At 74.0% G+C, this 17,113-nt stretch carries 16 protein-coding genes; 8 read left to right on the top strand and 8 right to left on the bottom strand.

Annotated features, from left to right (window positions below; all coding sequences use genetic code 11):
* The first annotated feature begins 515 nt into the window (after window positions 1-515).
* Window positions 516-1,637 carry a hypothetical protein gene (locus ACLBYG_RS24425; protein WP_165923119.1) on the top strand — a complete coding sequence of 374 codons (1,122 nt, stop codon included), beginning with the start codon at window positions 516-518 and terminating at the stop codon, window positions 1,635-1,637.
* A gap of 91 nt (window positions 1,638-1,728) precedes the next feature.
* Entirely contained in the window at window positions 1,729-2,388 is a 660-nt protein-coding gene (gene cysC, locus ACLBYG_RS24420; RefSeq protein WP_427508100.1) for an adenylyl-sulfate kinase, read from the top strand.
* A gap of 120 nt (window positions 2,389-2,508) precedes the next feature.
* Here cysC and ACLBYG_RS24415 read toward each other — a convergent pair whose 3' ends face one another.
* From ACLBYG_RS24415 to ACLBYG_RS24405, 3 genes are read right to left on the bottom strand one after another with little or no spacing between them, the layout of a single operon-like run.
* The gene (locus tag ACLBYG_RS24415) at window positions 2,509-3,852 is read right to left on the bottom strand and encodes an ATP-binding protein (protein WP_447683184.1); all 1,344 of its coding nucleotides are present in this window, start codon (window positions 3,850-3,852) and stop codon (window positions 2,509-2,511) included.
* Window positions 3,849-4,517, bottom strand: coding sequence for a response regulator transcription factor (locus tag ACLBYG_RS24410; protein ID WP_447683183.1), 669 nt, complete (start codon window positions 4,515-4,517; stop codon window positions 3,849-3,851). The genes ACLBYG_RS24415 and ACLBYG_RS24410 overlap by 4 nt, the downstream gene beginning before the upstream one ends.
* Window positions 4,518-4,529: 12 nt before the next feature.
* A complete protein-coding gene (locus ACLBYG_RS24405) occupies window positions 4,530-4,844 on the bottom strand; it encodes a PepSY domain-containing protein (protein ID WP_091980259.1) in 315 nt (104 codons plus the stop codon).
* Window positions 4,845-4,956: 112 nt separating this feature from the next.
* On the opposite strand from ACLBYG_RS24405, the gene ACLBYG_RS24400 reads away from it, so the two are divergent.
* Window positions 4,957-5,535, top strand: a complete 579-nt coding sequence (locus tag ACLBYG_RS24400) for a thermonuclease family protein (protein WP_447683182.1) — start codon at window positions 4,957-4,959, stop codon at window positions 5,533-5,535.
* 85 nt (window positions 5,536-5,620) lie between these two features.
* Window positions 5,621-5,869: a hypothetical protein gene (locus ACLBYG_RS24395; RefSeq protein ID WP_447683181.1), complete on the top strand. Its 249-nt coding sequence runs from the start codon at window positions 5,621-5,623 to the stop codon at window positions 5,867-5,869.
* Between the two features lie 59 nt (window positions 5,870-5,928).
* Here the strand turns inward: ACLBYG_RS24395 and ACLBYG_RS24390 are convergent, their stop codons facing one another.
* Together ACLBYG_RS24390 and ACLBYG_RS24385 are read right to left on the bottom strand one after the other, a co-directional pair.
* Window positions 5,929-6,915, bottom strand: coding sequence for a catalase family peroxidase (locus ACLBYG_RS24390; RefSeq protein ID WP_447683180.1), 987 nt, complete (start codon window positions 6,913-6,915; stop codon window positions 5,929-5,931).
* Window positions 6,916-7,172: 257 nt separating this feature from the next.
* On the bottom strand, window positions 7,173-9,542 hold the full coding sequence (locus tag ACLBYG_RS24385) for a transglycosylase SLT domain-containing protein (RefSeq protein ID WP_447683179.1): 2,370 nt from the start codon (window positions 9,540-9,542) through the stop codon (window positions 7,173-7,175).
* 200 nt (window positions 9,543-9,742) lie between these two features.
* On the opposite strand from ACLBYG_RS24385, the gene dapA reads away from it, so the two are divergent.
* From dapA to ACLBYG_RS24370, 3 genes are all read left to right on the top strand, one after another.
* Window positions 9,743-10,642, top strand: coding sequence for a 4-hydroxy-tetrahydrodipicolinate synthase (dapA, locus tag ACLBYG_RS24380; RefSeq protein WP_056523905.1), 900 nt, complete (start codon window positions 9,743-9,745; stop codon window positions 10,640-10,642).
* A 15-nt stretch (window positions 10,643-10,657) separates the two neighbouring features.
* Window positions 10,658-11,131 (top strand): SsrA-binding protein SmpB, encoded by a 474-nt coding sequence (smpB, locus tag ACLBYG_RS24375; protein WP_020095208.1) that lies wholly within the window; start codon window positions 10,658-10,660, stop codon window positions 11,129-11,131.
* Window positions 11,132-11,350: 219 nt separating this feature from the next.
* Complete coding sequence (locus ACLBYG_RS24370; RefSeq protein ID WP_447683178.1) at window positions 11,351-11,920, top strand: peroxiredoxin; 570 nt, start codon at window positions 11,351-11,353, stop codon at window positions 11,918-11,920.
* A 4-nt stretch (window positions 11,921-11,924) separates the two neighbouring features.
* On the opposite strand, the gene ACLBYG_RS24365 is transcribed toward ACLBYG_RS24370, so the two are convergent.
* From ACLBYG_RS24365 to rpoZ, 3 genes are all read right to left on the bottom strand, one after another.
* Window positions 11,925-12,566, bottom strand: a complete 642-nt coding sequence (locus ACLBYG_RS24365; protein WP_020095206.1) for a LabA-like NYN domain-containing protein — start codon at window positions 12,564-12,566, stop codon at window positions 11,925-11,927.
* Window positions 12,567-12,948: 382 nt separating this feature from the next.
* Complete coding sequence (locus ACLBYG_RS24360) at window positions 12,949-15,222, bottom strand: RelA/SpoT family protein (RefSeq protein ID WP_091682570.1); 2,274 nt, start codon at window positions 15,220-15,222, stop codon at window positions 12,949-12,951.
* A 205-nt stretch (window positions 15,223-15,427) separates the two neighbouring features.
* Window positions 15,428-15,838 carry a DNA-directed RNA polymerase subunit omega gene (gene rpoZ / locus ACLBYG_RS24355; RefSeq protein WP_010685409.1) on the bottom strand — a complete coding sequence of 137 codons (411 nt, stop codon included), beginning with the start codon at window positions 15,836-15,838 and terminating at the stop codon, window positions 15,428-15,430.
* Window positions 15,839-16,167: 329 nt separating this feature from the next.
* Here rpoZ and fabD point away from each other — a divergent pair, with 329 nt between their 5' ends.
* Window positions 16,168-17,112 (top strand): ACP S-malonyltransferase, encoded by a 945-nt coding sequence (gene fabD / locus ACLBYG_RS24350; RefSeq protein ID WP_091682547.1) that lies wholly within the window; start codon window positions 16,168-16,170, stop codon window positions 17,110-17,112.
* Window position 17,113 lies beyond the last annotated feature (1 nt).

Below are 17,113 nucleotides of genomic sequence, written 5' to 3'. Positions count from 1 at the left end.
AGCCCGTGCCGGACGAGGCGCGGGTCCCCTCTCCCGTGCGGGAGAGGGACAGGGTGAGGGATCAGCTCCGTCCGGACGAGGCACACCCCCGTCGCGCCGTGATGGCTCGCTCGACCTCGAAGCGTCTTGTCCCTCACCGCAACCCTCTCCCGCACGGGAGAGGGGGCGTGGCGCGGATGTCTCGACCGGGGTCGTCGTCCTTCCCGACCGTTGCAACACGATCGGAAGCGGCCCCAGCATCGCGCCGCTGTTGTCCGGCGCTCCAGGGTCGCCGCGCGGCGCTGTCTCTCCCGGGCGCACCCGCGGCGCCCCGGCCCGGCGATTCCGCAATCCGTCTGAAATAGAGCAGAAACGGAGCTTGGCTATTTCTGGTCGCGTTCCCGTGATCGGACCGTGATTACGGATTCGTCCGGCGTTCATCCCGAGACGTGCGCGTCCACGAGGGGTCGTGGACTGTGCCCGGCTGCGCGGAAGACTTGCCGCAACCGCGAATTCCAGCAGGGTCGACAGGACACGTGCGCCGCGCGATCGTTCACATCGGGATGCCCCGAACCGGCTCCACCGCGTTCCAGGAGGTGCTGGCCCGCCTGCGCCCCCGCCTCGCCGCGGCCGGGATCTGCTACCCGAACCTCGCCCCGCCGGGCGCCCCCGGCAGCGACGACGTCAACCACTACCGGCTCGGCCAGGCGCTGGACCGGCGCCGCGGCGCCGCGGAGCGCCGCGAGGCCCTCGCGCGGCTCGACGCGATCCTGGCCGCCACGCCGGCCGACACGGTCCTGCTCTCCTACGAGGACTTCTCCGTCCAGCGCCCGTTCTGGCGCGTTCCCGAGATCCTGTCCGACCTGTTCGCGCGCCGCGGCTTCGCCCTGGAGGCGGCGCTCGTGGTCAAGCCGCAGGCCGAGCAGCTGGCCTCGGCCTACGCCCTGCGGGCGCAGGTCGTCGCCGAGGGCCGCACGTTCCGCGGCTTCCTGCGCTCCGAGGGCGGGTCCCGGCGCTACGACTACGCGGACCGGCTCGAGCCCTGGCGCCGCGCCGCCGCGGGGCGCGTCACCGCCCTGCCGTACCGCGACCGGCGGTCCGACGCGCCGCTGCTGGCGCGGCTGGTCGACGGGCTCGGGCTGGGCGAGCGCCTCGCGCCGCTCCTCGGCCCGGCCGACCTCGCCTACCGCACCAACCGGAGTTCCGGGCCGGTCGCGGTCGAGGCGTCGCGCCGCCTGTACCGGCTCGGCGTGCACCGGCAGGTGACCGGGCATCGCCGGCTGCTCGGCCACGTCCTCGACGACTGGGCCTGGGCGCGGGGGCTCGACGCGGAGCGGTTCCGCGGCGACGCCCCGGAGGGGCTGGCCCGCGTCGCGGCGCGCTACGCGGCCGGGAACGCGCGCTTCGCCGCCGCCTGCTGGGGGCAGAGCTGGGACGCGGTGATCGCGGCCGCGCCCGCCGCCCCGCCGAACGAGCTCGCCGCCGGGCCGGTCGCGCCCGAGACGGAGGCCGCGGTCGAGGCGCTGGTGCGGGCGGCGGCGGCGCGGGCCGCCTTCCGGTCCCCGCCCGCGTGGCGGCGGCGGACGGCCCATATCCTGGAGGAGTGCCGGGAGCGCCTCGGCGAGGCCGTCGGCTACCCGGTCTGGCGCGTGCCGTAGGGGCCCGCGCGTGTCGATGTCCGAGAACCGGCGGCCGCCCGCGCGGACGCCGCCCCAGGCGTGTGACCAGGCGGTGGACCAGGCGGTGGATATGTGCGTCGTGCAGAAGATCCCGCAGACGGTTCCGGCCGGCCTCCCTCCGGGCCCCGTGACCTGGCACCCCCTCCAGGCGCGGGAGGCGCGCTGGGCGCGCCTCGGCCAGGTGCCGGTGATCGCGTGGCTGACCGGCCTGTCGGGGGCGGGGAAGTCGACGCTGGCGGCGGAGGCCGACCGGACCCTGGTCGCGGGCGGCCGGCACAGCGCGGTCCTCGACGGCGACAACCTGCGCCACGGGCTCAACGCCGACCTCGCCTTCTCGCCGGAGGACCGCGCCGAGAACGTCCGGCGCACCGCCGAGGTGGCGCGGCTGATGGCCGAGGCAGGGACGGTGGTGATCGTCTCGCTGATCTCGCCCTACCGGGCCGACCGGGCGCTGGCGCGCCGGATCGCCGGCGACATCCCGTTCCTGGAGGTGTTCGTCGACACGCCGCTGGGCCTGTGCGAGGCCCGGGACCCGAAGGGCCTCTACCGGCTGGCCCGCGCCGGCCGCATCCCGGGCTTCACCGGCATCTCGGCGCCCTACGAGGCGCCGGAGCGACCGGACCTGACGATCGCCACCGAGGGCCGCGGCACCGCGGCCTGCGCCCGCGCCCTGAGCGCGCGGCTGATGCGGCTGAGCCGGGCGGGCGCGGGTGCGAGGCCGGGGCGGTGAGCGGCGCGCCCTGCCGGCGCATCGATCACGTGCTCGATTCCGGGCGTTCTCGTCCCTCACCCCAACCCTCTCCCGAATGGGAGAGGGGGCAGGTCGCGCCCGTCAGCGGCGCCGGTGCCCCTACCCGCCCGGCCAGCGCAGCTCCGCCCGCAGGCCGCCCAGCGCCGAGCGGCCGAAATCGAGCCGGGCGCCGGCGGCCTCGGCGACGTCGCGGGCGATGGCGATGCCGAACCCGGTGCCCGGCCGGCTCTCGTCCCAGCGCTGGCCGCGCCCGATTCCCGCGATGGCCGCGGCGCTCATGCCGGGGCCGTCATCCTCGACGGTGAGGCCCGGCTGGCCGGCGACCGTCCCGGTGATCCGGACCCGCCGGTGCGCCCACTTCCGGGCATTGTCGAGGAGGTTGCCCAGCACCTCCATCAGCTCGCCCTCCTCGCCCGGATAGGCGAGGGTCCCGGGCACCGCCACGGCCCAGTCGAGGGACCCGCCCTCCGGCAGCCGCCGCAGGGTCGCGACGAGGCGCTCCGCCACCGGGGCGACCGGGCAGGACCGCCGCCGCAGGTCGCCCGCGGCCGCGACCCGCGCCCGGGCCAGCGCCCGCTCCACCTGCCCGCCCATGGCCCGCGCCTGCTCGGCGATCTCGGCCGCCAGCGCCGGGTCGGCCGGCCCGGTCCGGCGCGCCAGGGCGTCCAGCACCGCCAGCGGCGTCTTGAGGCCGTGGGCCATGTCGGCGGCGGCGTCGCGGGCGCGGACCAGGGCGCGCTCCTGCGCGTCGAGCAGCCGGTTGAGATCGGTGACCAGCGGCCGGACCTCGTCGGGGAACTGCTCCGGCAGCCGCGCCCGCCGCCCGGTATGGACCGCCAGGAGCTCCGCCTGCAGCACCCGGAACGGGCCGAGCGCCCGGTGCACGAACAGGCCCATCGCCAGGGTCAGGACGACGAACAGGGCGACGAGCGCCGGGACGAGCAGGCGCAGGAAGGTGGTCCGGCTCGCCGCGAGGCCGCGCCGGTCCTCCGCCACCGCGACCCGCAGCGCGGTCTCGGCGCCCGGCGCGCCGATCTGCAGCGGCCGCACCACCGCGATGAGCCGGCCGCCGTCGGGCCCGGTCGTGTCGCGGGTGGCGGGGGCCTGCGCGCCCGCCCCGGCCGGTCCCAGGTCGAGGCTCCTGTCCCAGAGGGAGCGCGAGCGCAGCGCGCGCGATCCCGCCTCGACCTGCCAGTACAGGCCGCCGTAGGGCGTGGCGAAGCGCGGGTCCGGCAGGTCCCGGGACAGGGTCGGCGTCCCGTCCGGCGCGAGGCCCACCCGGCCGGCGATGAGCTTGGCGGTCCGGTCCAGATCCGCGACGGTGCGGGCGTCGAGCACCCGGTCGAGGATCACCGTGAGGCTGATCCCGGCGAGCACCAGCGCCAGCGCGATCAGCGCGGCCGCCGCGAGGCCGAGCCGCAGGCGGAGGGAGTCGCGCCTCACGGCCCGTCCGGTCCGGCGATCAGGTAGCCCTGGCCGCGGCGGGTCTCGATCACCCTGGGCCCGATCTTGCGGCGCAGGCGCGTCAGGAGCGCCTCCAGGGCGTTGGCCTCGCGCTCGGTCCCGACGCCGTGGAGGTGGTCGAGCAGCTCGCCCGCCGGCACGACCTGCCCCGGCCGGTGCAGCAGGAAGGCCAGCAGCCGGTATTCCAGGGCGGTCAGCTCCGTGGGCCTGCCGTCGACGCTGACCGCGCGGGTGCGGGTGTCGAGCTCGACCGTGCCGGCGCGCAGCACCGGCGCGGCGTGGCCGGCGGTGCGCCGCAGGATCGCCCGGAGCCGCGCGACCAGCTCCTCCATGCGGAACGGCTTGGCGAGGTAGTCGTCGGCGCCGGCGTCGATGCCCTCGACGCGCTCGCGCCAGCCGTCGCGGGCGGTGAGGATCAGGACCGGCAGGGCGATGTCGGCCGCGCGCAGGCGGCGCAGCACGCCGAGCCCGTCGAGGCGCGGCAGGCCGAGATCCAGCACCATGGCGTCATAAGGCTCGGTCTCGGCGCGGAACCACGCCGCCTCGCCGTCCGCCACCACGTCGGCGACGTAGCCGGCCCTCTCCAGCCCCTGCCGGATGTCCGCCGCGATGCGCGGCTCGTCCTCGACGATCAGGACGCGCACGGGCCGGCCTCCTCAATCATCGTCGTCCTCGTCCAGGATCTTCAGCGTGCCGGCATCGACCTTTACGGTCCGGCGCTTCCCGTCGGGCCCGAGGATGCGCAGCTTGTACAGCCAGTGCCCGTCATCGCGCTTGAGGTCGACCGACACGACGTCCCCCGGCACCGCCGCCCGGGCCGCCGCCAGCACCGCGTCGAGGGGGCGGATCTCGCCGCTCTCCAGCGCCCGGCGGGCCCGGTCGGCATCCTCGGAGGCGTGCAGGGGCCCGCCCGCGAGGGCGGCCAGCAGGCCGAGGGCGAGAACGAGGCGGCGGGGCGGGAACGGGCTCATGCGGGCGCAGGCTAGGCCGCGCCGCCTGACGGGACGCTGACAGCCGGCGTCAGGGTCGCGGGGCGGGGCTTCGGCACAAGGGCCGCCATAGCCCTTCCGGAGACCTGAGACCATGTCGCTCTACGTCGGTATCCTCCTTGCCTGCGCGGCCGGCCTCGCCGGCACCCTCCTCTGCCCGGACGACAGGGGCGGCCGCTCGCGCCTGCCGCTCCTCGCCGCGCTCCTGATCGGCGGCCTGTCCTGGCACGGCCCCGCGCGGGCCGGCGAGATCCTGCGCGGCCCCGCCCAGGTGATCGACGGCGGGACGCTGCGCGTCGGCGGGCGGCCGGTGAGCCTGTTCGGGATCGCCGTGCCGGAGGCCGACGCGACCTGCGCGGACGCCGGGGACCGGCCCTACCCGTGCGGCCGCGACGCCGCCCGGGCGCTCGCCGACCGGATCGGCGGGGCGGCCGTCACCTGCGAGCCGCGGGGCGAGGCGGGCGCGGCGCTCTGCCGGGTCGGCGAGGCGGATCTCGGGGCCTGGATGGTGGCGCAGGGCCTCGCCCTGCCCGACCGGGACCTCGCGCCGGACTACGCGCCCGCGGCGGACCGCGCCTGGGGGCGCCGCCTCGGCCTGTGGTCGGGGGTGTTCCAGGATCCCGCCGAGCGGCGGGGCCGCCGCGCCGCCGCGGGCCTGCGCGCCGCCGGGTGACGCCCCGTCCTCACGGGAACGCTCCCGGGCGCGCCCGGTTGGACCGGAGAGCCCGCCCGGGCGGCGGTGGACCCGCGGAGGCCCCATGAGGATCCTGACCCGTACGACGCTGCTCGTCGTCCTCCTCGCCGGCGCGACGGGGACCGTTCACGCCGCCGAGGGCCGGGGCAAGGCCGGCCAGGATGCCGGCGCGCCCACGACCAGCATGGGCGCGGGCGGTCTCAGCGGCACCGGCGCCACCCGGGACGGCGCCCGCACGGGCTCGGTCGAGAGCAAGGGGCAGCCGGGCGGCGCGAAGCCGACCTCCGCCCCGAAGGCCGGGACGGGCCGCTGATCCGCTCCGGCACCGCGGGATGAGGCGACGGGTCGGAGACTCCGTCCGGCCGGGCCGCGCTACTGCGAGCGGCGGCTGAACGAGACCGCGTAGGCCTGGACGCGGGCGTCGATCAGCGGGTCGTCCGAGACCTCGATCCCGTCGGTCAGGTTGTTGGGCATGAACAGCAGCGCCTTCTCGGCCTCGGCGCTGTCGGGCACGACCTTGCTCACCGTCACGGTGCCGAGATCGACCGTCTTCCGCTCGTCCGGCCAGGGCTTGGTGGCGTCGTTGGTCGGGTCACCCGGCTCGGCGAGTTGGGCCAGCATCCGGAACCTCGCCGGAGTCTTGGCGACCCGCGGGCCGATCTCGGCCATCAGGAAGTTCGGATCGCGCTTGGCCGCCTCCTCGGGCGGGAGGATCTCCTCGCCCTCCACCGGCACGAAGCGGAACCGGAACGGCTGCCGCTTGCCGGCCGCGTCCACCAGGATGAAGGCGTTGACGCCGTTATAGGTCTGCCGGGCGAGGCTCGACGGGGTCCTGGCGGTCCCGCCCGCGGTGGCGGCGGCCGGGTGGGCGGCGGCGAAGCGCTCCAGCGCGGTCGGATGGGCCGCCTTCGGGCCGCTCTCGGCGGCGGCCTTCAGGAGGTCGCGGAACTCCTCGCCCGTGGCGACCGGGAAGTACTTCAGCGAGTTCGTGACGACGTCCATCTCGGAGCCGTCGCTCAGCTTGAACTTGAGCGCGAGGCCGTGCGGGTTGGCGTCGGCCGCGCCGTCCGGGATGGTCGGGACACCGGTGGCGTCCGAGAACCGGATCGTCACCGGCACCGCCGGCCCCTGGAACAGGGAGGCCTTGCTGATCTTCGCCGCCTCGGGCGACGGGGTGAAGCTGCCCTCGGCGACCACGCCCTTGGCGTGGTTGGCCCGGGCGCCCGGATGCTTGCCGAACAGCGTGTTCATCACGTCGATCGTCTGCTCGGCGGTGGAGGCCTCCTGGGCCAGGGCCGGGGCGGCGGCCGCGAGCGCGGTGCTCAGCAGGAGGGCGAAACCCGATCTCGAACGCAGCATGGGAACCTCTCGGCAGCGCGGGCTCTCGGGAGCCGGTCAATGCGGACCGGCCCATCTTCTAGGGAGCGAGGCAGCGAGGGCACAACCAAAAGCTATGCCGCGGCGGAGCTGGGGTGTGGGTTACGTCCCGGCGGCAGGCCGCAGATCGAGAACTTCGTCTCTGCGAGCGGAGCGAAGCGACCTAGGGCAACACGACGTCCGGCGGTCTGGCGCGACTGGGTTGCTTCGCTCCGCTCGCAAAGACGGTGAGGAGCCCGCTACCGCGCGCCGCGGTGGAGGTCGCCCTCGATCAGCAGGGCGCTGCGGCTGTCGAGCCGCGAGCGGTAGACCTGCAGGTTCTCCATGACCCGCTGCACGTAGTTGCGCGTCTCCGTGAAGGGGATGCGCTCCACCCAGTCGATCACGTCGACGTCGCCCTTGCGCGGGTCGCCGTAGGCGTCGATCCACTTCTTCACGTTGCCGCCGCCCGCGTTGTAGGAGGCGAAGGCGAGCACGTAGGAGCCGCGCCAATCCTCCATCAGCTCGCCGAGATGGGCTTGGCCGAGCCTCGCGCAGTAGGCGGGGTCGCTGGTCAGGCGGTCGACGTCGAAGGCGGTCGAGACCCGGCGGGCGGTGCGCTGGGCGGTGGCCGGCATCATCTGCATCAGCCCCCTGGCGCCGACGCCCGACTGGGCGCGCGGGTCGAACTGGCTCTCCTGGCGGGCGATGGCGTAGACCATGGCCCGCTCGACCTGCGGGACTGCCGTGAAGGTCTCGTAGGTGGGAATGCCGATCGTCGGGTAGGCGTGGGCGTCGAGCGGCAGGCCGCGCTGGACCGCGAGCTTGCCGATCGCCACCAGGGCGCGGGCGTCCTTCATGTCGGTGGCGAGGTCGCCGAGCGCCTGGAGCTCGCGCGGGTCCGAGAGGTCCCGGGCGGCGTCGATGTAGAGCGGCAGGGCCAGCTCCTTGATCCCGGCCTCGCCGAGGAGGCGCAGGGCGCGGATGGAGAGCCGCCCGTCGAAGGCCTGGCGCTCCGCGCCCTCGAGGTCGGCCGGCGCCCGCAGGGGCAGGCTGGTCTGGCCGAGCCGGGCCCGGGCCACCTGGCCGTAATAGGCGATCGGCTGCAGGGCGGCGCGCTCGTAGAAGCGCTTCGCCTCCTCCGACTGGCCGAGCGCCTCGGCCGCCCGTCCCTGCCAGTAGGCGGCCCGCGCCACCGAGATCGGGCTCTCGGCGATCGCCGCCACCCGGGCGAAATGCTGCGCGGCGGCGGCGGGATCGCCGGCGAAGCGGAGCGCGATCCAGCCGGCGTGGAACTCGGCCTCGATGCGCTTCTCGGGCGAGCGCGCCGCCGGCTGGCTCGCCACCGCGTAGGCGGTCTTGGCATCGCCGAGGTCGAGGAGCTTGCGCGCCACGATCCGGCGCTCGATCCACCACTCGTCGCCGTCGACCAGCACGTCCGGGTTGCTCGGCGCCGTCGCGAGCACGGCGGCGGCCGCCTCGGGCTTGTCGGCCCGGCGGAAATACTGCGCCCGGGAGAAGATGTAGGACGCGTCGCTGCGCAGCGACGGCGGCACCGCGGCGAGCGCGGCCGCGGCGCCGGAGGACTTGTCCTCCACGGCCCGGCGGGCGCGCACGAGGCTGGCATAGGCGCCGCCCGCGTAGCCGGCGGCCCGGCCGGCGCTCTCCCAGTCGTCCTTCAGGAGCGCCCGCTCCATCCGGTAGCGGTGGTCGACCCGGGTCAGCGCGTCCGGGAAGGCGTCGAGCACCTTCGCTTCCAGGCTCCGCCCGAAGCTCTCGGTGCGCCAGAGGTCTCGGACCATCTCGGCGGCGTCGGCGTCGCAGCCGTCGGCGCGCAGGGCCAGCGCCAAGGCGAACTTGCCCGGCGCGCTCACCGGCTTCGCCGTGGCGAAGTAGGCCCGGACCGTCGCGGGCGCCTTCTTCTCGGAGAGCAGCGCCTCCTCGGCCCGGCGGCGCAGCAGCGGGCCGGCCGGCCAGTCCGGATTGGCCCGGACGAAGGCCACGGTGCGGTTGAAGCCGATCCCGGCGCCCGCGCGGATCGCCACCCACTCGAGAAGCGCCTTCGCGGCCGGGTCGGTGAAGCCGTCGCGCATCCGGTCGCCGTCGGCGACCCGGCCCTTGCGGTAGAGGTCGATGGCGCCGCGCAGCAGCGTCGGGTCGGTGTCGCCGGAGATCTTCGGGCGCGCGGGATCCGGCACCTCGGGCACCGGGGCCGCCGGGGTGACCGCGGCGTCCGGCAGCGGGAAGGCCACCGGGGCGTCGGGGTCAGCGGAGGCGTAGGCCGAGGCCGCGGCCGGCAGCGTCCGGGCGGGCTCCTCGCCCTTGTCGTCGCCGCTCGAGGCGTGGACCGGGTCGAGCTTCAGGGCGTCGGCCGCGACAGGGTCGCTCGCCTTCACGGCCTGCGCGCCCCGGACCTGGGCGGTCGAGAGGGCAGCGTCGCTCGCCGGCGGCGCGGGCTGTGTCGCTGGCTGCGTGGCCGGCGGCGTCGTGGGCGCGTCGATGCCGGCTTGGCCGGCTTGGCCGGCTTGGCCGGCCGGGCCGGCGAGCGCCACGCCGACGGTGGCGACGAGCGCGGCGGCGGTGAGGGACGTGCGCTTCGGGGCCGGATGCGAGGCCGCGGGTCGGATCACGATTCCCCCCTACTGATCACCGGAGCGGGAAAGGTCGAGGATCGGGCCGTGACCATTAAGATCGCGTTAACCGTCCCCACGATCTGTTTGCGCGCCGTGACGCGACCGCCTATGTCTGCCGGTCCGTGCCCGTACGATGCGGACCACGCGCGGCGCCGAGACCGCCGAAATCCCAGCTGGGACCCTTTGGGACGCCTGAGATGACCGAGATGACCGGGAGCCGCCTGCGGGGCTCGCTCACCGCGCTTGTGACGCCCTTCCGCGACGGGGCCTTCGACGAGGCCGCCTTCCGGAAGTTCGTGCGCTGGCAGATCGAGCAGGGCAGCCACGGCCTCGTGCCCACCGGCACCACCGGCGAGAGCCCGACCCTGACCCATTCCGAGCACGACCGGGTGGTCGAGGCCTGCATCGACGAGGCGGGCGGGCGCGTGCCGGTCGTGGCGGGCGCGGGCTCCAACTCCACCGCCGAGGCGGTCGAGCGGGCGCAGCACGCCGAGCGCGCGGGCGCCGACGCCGTCCTCGTGGTGACGCCGTACTACAACAAGCCGACGCAGGCGGGCCTCTACGCCCACTTCAAGGCCGTCAACGACGCGGTCGGCATCCCGATCATCATCTACAACATCCCGCCGCGCTCCGTCGTCGACATGAGCGTCGAGACGATGGCCCGGCTCTTCGAGCTGAAGAACATCGCCGGCGTGAAGGACGCGACCGCCAAGATCGATCGCGTCAGCCAGCAGCGTCAGGCCATGGGCGCGAGCTTCGTCCAGCTTTCGGGCGAAGATGCGACGGCGCTCGGCTACAACGCCCACGGCGGCCACGGCTGCATCTCGGTGGTGGCGAACGTCGCCCCGCGCCTCTGCGCCGACCTGCAGGAGGCGACGCTCGCGGGCGACTACGCCAGGGCGCTGACCCTCCAGGACAGGCTGTTCCCCCTGCAGACCGGCCTGTTCGCCGAGGCCAACCCGGCGCCGGTGAAGTACGCGCTGTCGCGGCTCGGCCACATGACCGACGAGCTGCGCCTGCCGCTGGTGCCGGTGACCGAGCCCACCAAGCGCATCGTCGACGACGCCCTGCGCCACGCCGGCCTGCTGGTCGACTGAGGGAAGTCACGCATCATGGCCCCGAAACCGGAGCCCAGTCGGCGCATCGTCGCCGACAACCGCGCCGCGCGCTATCACTACACGATCGAGGACACGCTCGAGGCCGGCATCGCGCTGACCGGCACCGAGGTGAAATCCCTGCGCGGCGGCAAGGCGACGATCGGCGAGGCCTATGCCGGACCCTCCGGCAACGACCTGATGCTGTTCAACGCCTACATCCCGGAATACCTGGAGGCGAACCGCTTCAACCACGACACCAAGCGCCCGCGCCGCCTGCTGCTGCACCGCCGCCAGATCAACAAGCTGATCGGCGCCACGCAGCGCCAGGGCTACACGGTGGTGCCGCTGAAGATCTACTTCAACGACAAGGGACGGGCGAAGGTCGAGCTCGGGCTCGGCAAGGGCAAGCAGGCCCACGACAAGCGCGAGGCGGTCAAGGAGCGCGACTGGCAGCGCGACCGGGCGCGGCTGCTGCGCGACCGGGGCTGAGGCCGGGCCGTCATCGCGAGCGCAGCGAAGTGACCCAGGGCAGCGCGACGTCTGAAGACGCGGCGCTCCTGGATTGCTTCGCTCCGCTCGCAAAGACGATCGTTCCGACAGGGGGGCGCGCAGGCCGTGATGCGCTCGCCTTGCGCTGACCGCGCGATGTCACAAGATCCCGGATTAGCCGGTGCGGCGTCCCGAGCCTGCGATCCTGCGGAGCGACCCATGCCCTCCCCCCACGATACCCTGCCCGACGACCTGCCGGTCCCCGTCGACGACGGCGCGGCCGATCACCTGCGCGGGATGCGCCTGCCCGACGTGTCGCTCACCGCCACGGACGGCCGCACGGTCTCGCTGGCGCGGCTGCCGGGCCGCACCGTGGCCTACGCCTACCCGCGCACCGGCGAGCCGGGCCGGCCGGGCCTGACGCCCGACTGGGACGCGATCCCCGGCGCCCGGGGCTGCACGCCGCAGGCCTGCGATTTCCGCGATCACCACGCCGCGCTGACGGCCCGGGGCGTCGCCCAGGTCTTCGGCCTCTCGACCCAGACGAGCGCCTACCAGCGGGAGGCGGCCGAGCGCCTGCGCCTGTCCTTCTCGCTGCTGTCCGATCCGCACCGGGCCCTCGCGATGGCGGCGCGCCTGCCCACCTTCGAGGCCGGCGACCAGGTGCTGCTGCGCCGCCTCACCCTGGTGATCGACGACGGCGTCGTGAGCGAGCTGTTCTACCCGGTCTTCCCGCCGGACCGGAGCGCCCGGCAGGTCCTCGACTGGCTCGACGGGGCCGGCGCCTGAGGCGCTACTCCTCCTCGGCCTCCGGCTGGCGGATGCCGTAGCGGTTCTCCAGGCCCGGATTGGCCCTTCCCTCCCCGCGGTAGCGGGTCGGCGCCTCGCCGGAGGCCCGCGCCGGGCGCTCGCCGGGCTCGCGCCCGATCCGGCCCGCGAGGCTCGCGAGGTCGACGAACTCGTCGGCCTGCCGCCGCAACTCGTCGGAGATCATCGCCGGCTGGGTCTGGATCGTGGAGATTACCGTCACCTTCACGCCGCGCCGCTGCATCGCCTCGACGAGCGAGCGGAAATCGCCGTCGCCGGAGAACAGGATCATGTGGTCGATGTGCGGGCTGAGCTCGAGGGCGTCGATCGCCAGCTCGATGTCCATGTTGCCCTTGTACTTCCGCCGCCCCATCGAGTCCGTGAACTCCTTCACGGGCTTGGTCACGACGCGGTAGCCGTTGTAGTCGAGCCAGTCGATCAGCGGCCGGATCGAGGAGTATTCCTGATCCTCGATCATGGCCGTGTAGTAGAATGCCCGCAGGAGGTTCTCCCGCGACTGAAATTCCTTGAGCAGCTTCTTGTAGTCGATGTCGAAACCGAGGGCCTTGGTGGTGGCGTAGAGGTTGGCGCCGTCGATGAAGATGGCGCTGCGCTGGGTGACTGGCATGAACAGGTCAGGTCCCGAAAAATCGTGGGTGACAGGAAATCGTCTGAACAATCGGTCAGGGTTCGCCCGGGGCGAAAGGCCGGGGCGCGTGGCCGGGACGGTGCGCCGCGATCGCGGCCGCCGCGCTCTGCAAACCGGGGTGGACCGGCGCGGTCGATGACCCGCGCCACCGACGCCCCGTCCGCCGGACCATTCGTTTCAAACGGGTCCGTGTCAAGCAGAGCACGGGATTGTGCGGTCGTGAAAAGCTGAACTCTCGGGGCGGATTAATTGACCACGACAGGGCTTCGTCGTGAAAACGGTGGTTTACGTAAGTTGATCCTGTAAACCTCAGATGCGCCGCGCGCCGCGCGCCGCGCGCCGCGCCCCGCGACCCTCGGCCTCAGCCGTTCACGCGCTCCACGCTGTTGACCGGGCGCTTGCCGCGCAGTTCGGCGATGATCGCGTTGAGATGCTGGAGATCCCAGACCGACAGGTCGATGGTGATGTCGGTGAAGTCCTGGGTTCGCCGCTTCATCGAGATGTTGTCGATGTTGCCGTCGTGGTCGGCGATCACCTGGGCGATCTGGGCGAACACCCCGGGCTCGTTGATCGACTTGAGCGCCAGCCGGGCGGGGAAGCGCTCGCCGCCGAGCGCCTCCGTGTCCCAGCGGACGTCGAGCCAGCGCTCCGGCTCGTTGTCGAAGGCCGCGAGTGCCGCCGACTGGATCGGGTAGACCGTCACGCCGACGCCGGGGGTCAGGATGCCGACGATCCGGTCGCCCGGGACCGCGCCGCCGTTCGGCGCGAAGGTGACCGGCAGGTCGCCCGCGAGGCCGCGGATCGGGATGGCGTCGCTGCGATCCGCGTCCTCCCCCTCCTTGCCGCCCTCCTTGCCGCCCTCGGCGCCCGGGAAGGTCAGCCGCATGGTCTGGTCGGAGGAGCGCACGAGCCGGCCGGCGCCGCTGGCGGCGCCCTGCGCGGCGGAGGGCCGGCGCTCGTCGCGGTGGTCGGGATAGACGGCGCGGACGACGTCGCCCGAGAACATCTCGCCCCGCCCCACGGCGGCGAACACGTCCTCGGTCGTCGCGCGGGCGAGCCGCGGCAGGGCGCCCCGGAGCTTGTCCTCCGAGAAGGTCTTGGCGGCGCGCTCGAAGGCCCGGTCCAGGATCTGCCGTCCGAGGCCGGCATATTGCCGCCGCACGGCGGTGCGGGTCGCCCGCCGGATCGCCGCGCGGGCCTTGCCGGTCACCACGAGGGATTCCCAGGCCGCCGGGGGCGAGGCCCCGTCGGAGCGGCTGATCTCGACCTCGTCGCCGTTGGCGAGTTCGTGCAGCAGCGGCGCCATCCGGCCGTTGATCTTGGCGCCCACCGCGGTGTTGCCGACGTCGGTGTGGACCGCGTAGGCGAAGTCGATCGGCGTCGCGCCGCGCGGCAGGGCGATCAGCCGGCCCTTCGGGGTGAAGCAGAACACTTGGTCTTGGAACAGCTCCAGCTTGGTGTGCTCCAGGAACTCCTCGGGGCTGTCGCCCTCGGCGAGGAGCTCGATGGTCCGGCGCAGCCACTGGTAGGCGCCGCTCTCCGCGGCGAGCCGCGGATGCACGCTGCCCTCGGCGCGGGCCGGGTCCTTGACCAGCTCGGTGCCGATCTCCTTGTAGTGGGCATGCGCGGCGATGCCGTACTCGGCGATGTCGTCCATGGCGCGGGTGCGGATCTGCAGCTCGACGCGCTGGCTCTTCGGCCCGATCACCGTGGTGTGGATCGAGCGGTAATCGTTCTGCTTCGGGGTCGAGACGTAGTCCTTGTACCGGCCCGGAACCATCGGCCAGCTGGTGTGGACGATGCCGAGCGCCGCGTAGCAATCCTGCACGGTGTCGACGACCACGCGGAAGCCGAAGATGTCGGAGAGCTGCTCGAAGGCGACGGACTTGCGCTCCATCTTCGACCAGATCGAGAACGGGCGCTTCTGCCGGCCGCTGACCTCGGCGGTGATCCCCTGCGCGCCGAGCTTCTCGGTGAGCACCTGCGCGATGGTCTCGACGACGGTCTCGGACTTGGCGGAGAGCCGCGTCAGGCGCTGGGTGATGGTGGCGTAGACCTCCGGCTCCAGGTTGCGGAAGGCTAGATCCTCCAGCTCCTCGCGCAGCTCCTGCATGCCCATGCGGCCGGCGAGCGGCGCGTAGATGTCCAGCGTCTCCTGCGCGATGCGGCGACGCTTGTCGTCGCGCATGTGCTGGAGGGTCCGCATGTTGTGCAGGCGGTCGGCGAGCTTGACCAGCAGCACGCGGACATCCGCCGCGACCGCGAGCAGCAGCTTGCGGAAGTTCTCGCCCTGCGCGGCCTGCTTGGAGACGAGGTCGAGGCGCTTGAGCTTGGTCAGACCGTCGACCAGGGCGCCGATCTCCGGCCCGAACAGCCGGCGGATCTCCTCGAGCGTCGCCTCGGTGTCCTCGACGGTGTCGTGCAGCACCGCGGCCACGATGGTGGCGTCGTCGAGGTGGAGGTCCGTGAGGATCGCCGCCACCTCGAGGGGGTGGGCGAAGAACGGGTCGCCCGAGGCGCGCTTCTGCGTGCCGTGCGCCTGCATGGCGTACACGTAGGCGCGGTTGAGCAGCGCCTCGTCGGCGGCCGGGTTGTAGCGCTTGACCCGCTCGACGAGCTCGTACTGGCGCATCATCCGCCGGGACGGGGCCGGCGCGTCCGGCGTCGTGCGCGGGGTCTGGATCACGCGCGATTGTTCCGCAACCGCCGGGACGGCGCCAGCCCCCGGCGGCGGGGCCGCGTCGGATGCCGGCGGGCCGGCCACGGAACGAGAGAACCCGGCGTCTCCGCCGGGTCCGGTCTCTGTCAGGTCGCGCCCATCCAGGCCCACGTGTCCAGGCTCACTCGCCCTCGTCGTCGGTCTCGACCGGCGGGGCGAGGTTCTCGAGGCCGCGCAGCAGGTCCTCCTCGCTCATGCGGTCGAACTGGACCGCCGCGTCGTCGCTGGAGGATTGCGGCGCCACCGCGGCGGCGGCCGGCGAGCTCGACAGCAGCGGCACGGTCTCGGCCTCGGGCTCGTCCACCTCGACGTACTTCTGCATCGAGTGGATCAGCTGCTCCTTGAGGTCGTCGGCCGTGATGGTCTCGTCGCCGATCTCGCGCAGGGCCACGACCGGGTTCTTGTCGCGGTCGCGGTCGATGGTCAGCGGGGCGCCGGCGGCCAGGAGGCGGGCCCGGTGGCTCGCCAGCAGCACCAGCTCGAAGCGGTTCTCGACCTTCTCGATGCAGTCTTCGACGGTGACGCGCGCCATGCGGGGCGGCTCCTTGGGCTTGAGCGACGGGTGATGTCGGGTATGGCGTCACTCTACACCGGATGCCGTTGTGCAACAAGCACAGCGGGTTGCGCGGGGCGCGCGTCCGGCGCGAACCCGGCGCGCGTCCGGCGCGCGTGCCGGTCCTGTCGGGCCGGACGCCGAGGGGCCGGACGCCGAGGGGCCGGAGGACCGCGTCGCTGCGGCATCATGGTGCGGCGCATTGTTGACACCCAGCGCCGCGGGTGCCAGTGCGCGCGCCATTCCAGAGTTTCGGCCGACACGGGCGGCGTTCGCGCGCCGCGCGGCGTCGGCGACCAGGACGCAACATGCGCGCACTCATCTTTCCGGGCCAGGGCAGCCAGGCGGTCGGCATGGCGCGGGACCTCGCCGAGGCCTTCCCGCAGGCCCGGGCCGTGCTCGACGAGGTCGACGCCGCCCTGGGCGAGAACCTGTCGCGGCTGATGTTCGAGGGGCCGGTCGAGGCGCTGACCCTCACGACCAACGCCCAGCCGGCCCTGATGGCGGCGAGCCTCGCGGTGCTGCGTGTGCTGGAGGCCGAGCGCGGCCTCGACCTCGGGCGCGACGTCGCCTGCGTGGCCGGCCACTCGCTCGGCGAGTACGCCGCGCTCGCGGCCGCCGGCAGCCTCACCGTCGCGGACGCCGCCAGGCTGCTGCGCCTGCGCGGCGAGGCCATGCAGGCGGCCGTCGCGCCGGGCGCCGGCGCCATGGCGGCGCTGATCGGCACCGATCTCGAGGCCGCCCGGTCCGTCGCCGAGGCGGCGGCCGACGAGGCCGGCGACGGCGCGGTCTGCGACGTCGCCAACGACAACGGCGGCGGCCAGGTGGTGCTCTCCGGCGACCGCGCGGCCGTGGAGCGCGCCGTCGGCATCGCCACCGGCCGCGGGATCAAGCGCGCCGTGATGCTCAACGTCTCGGCGCCGTTCCACTGCCGCCTGATGGCCCCGGCCGCCGAGGCCATGGCCCGGGCGCTCGCCGAGGTCGCGCTGGCGGCCCCGCGCGTCACCCTCTACGCCAACGTCGCGGCCGCCCCGGTCACCGATCCGGAGGCGATCCGCGCGGCCCTGGTCGAGCAGGTCACCGGCACCGTGCGCTGGCGCGAGAGCGTCGCCGCCATGGCCGCCTCCGGCGTCGACCGGTTCTACGAGCTCGGCGCCGGGAAGGTCCTGACCGGCCTCGTCAAGCGCGTCGCCCCCCAGGCGAGCGCCGCCGCAATCGGCACCCCCGCCGACGTCGCCGCCTTCGCGCTCTGAC

Source organism: Methylobacterium sp. D53M, from assembly GCF_053345625.1.
The sequence above is the reverse complement of the archived record's forward strand: the minus strand, read 5'-3'. Positions and strand labels throughout refer to the sequence as shown.

Bases quoted from the DNA above. Each gene is read 5' to 3' on its own strand.
- cysC (WP_427508100.1), top strand. From the start codon at position 1,729: ATGTGCGTCGTGCAGAAGATCCCGCAGACGGTTCCGGCCGGCCTCCCT.
- ACLBYG_RS24390 (WP_447683180.1), bottom strand. From the start codon at position 6,915: ATGCTGCGTTCGAGATCGGGTTTCGCCCTCCTGCTGAGCACCGCGCTC.
- ACLBYG_RS24400 (WP_447683182.1), top strand. From the start codon at position 4,957: ATGTCGCTCTACGTCGGTATCCTCCTTGCCTGCGCGGCCGGCCTCGCC.
- ACLBYG_RS24405 (WP_091980259.1), bottom strand. From the start codon at position 4,844: ATGAGCCCGTTCCCGCCCCGCCGCCTCGTTCTCGCCCTCGGCCTGCTG.
- ACLBYG_RS24365 (WP_020095206.1), bottom strand. From the start codon at position 12,566: ATGCCAGTCACCCAGCGCAGCGCCATCTTCATCGACGGCGCCAACCTC.
- rpoZ (WP_010685409.1), bottom strand. From the start codon at position 15,838: ATGGCGCGCGTCACCGTCGAAGACTGCATCGAGAAGGTCGAGAACCGC.
- ACLBYG_RS24395 (WP_447683181.1), top strand. From the start codon at position 5,621: ATGAGGATCCTGACCCGTACGACGCTGCTCGTCGTCCTCCTCGCCGGC.
- dapA (WP_056523905.1), top strand. From the start codon at position 9,743: ATGACCGAGATGACCGGGAGCCGCCTGCGGGGCTCGCTCACCGCGCTT.
- smpB (WP_020095208.1), top strand. From the start codon at position 10,658: ATGGCCCCGAAACCGGAGCCCAGTCGGCGCATCGTCGCCGACAACCGC.
- ACLBYG_RS24360 (WP_091682570.1), bottom strand. From the start codon at position 15,222: ATGATGCGCCAGTACGAGCTCGTCGAGCGGGTCAAGCGCTACAACCCG.
- fabD (WP_091682547.1), top strand. From the start codon at position 16,168: ATGCGCGCACTCATCTTTCCGGGCCAGGGCAGCCAGGCGGTCGGCATG.
- ACLBYG_RS24370 (WP_447683178.1), top strand. From the start codon at position 11,351: ATGCCCTCCCCCCACGATACCCTGCCCGACGACCTGCCGGTCCCCGTC.